The sequence below is a fragment of the Pantoea sp. GbtcB22 genome (assembly GCF_019091025.1).
Lineage (GTDB): Bacteria > Pseudomonadota > Gammaproteobacteria > Enterobacterales > Enterobacteriaceae > Pantoea > Pantoea leporis.
The window spans coordinates 1-251 of the sequence record NZ_JAGXKB010000499.1 but is presented as its reverse complement, the minus strand read 5'-3'; the positions used below and the strand labels follow the sequence as shown (position 1 = coordinate 251).

Below are 251 nucleotides of genomic sequence, written 5' to 3'. Positions count from 1 at the left end.
CAGGTAAAAATAAACAGTATTTTTGTCTCTCCTTTGATAAACGAGGTTTATTTCCCGCAGTTTATTTAGATGGTGCGTAATAGTTGGCGGGGTTAAGCCAAGCTTTCCGGCTATCGCCTGGCCATGCAGCGGCCCTTTGGCAAGGAGAAATACAATCCGGATTCTGGTGGGGTCTCCCATAGTTTTATAAAAAGCTACTAAACGATTCAATTGCATATTACAGCGCCTCATTTCGATCGTCATCTAATTAG

The 251-nt window shown here is 42.6% G+C and carries 1 protein-coding gene; it reads right to left on the bottom strand.

What is annotated here, in order from left to right; genetic code table 11:
* Nucleotides 1-216: helix-turn-helix transcriptional regulator (locus KVT28_RS25835; RefSeq protein WP_217551106.1), on the bottom strand; the 216-nt coding region annotated here is incomplete at its 3' end.
* Nucleotides 217-251: the final 35 nt, after the last annotated feature.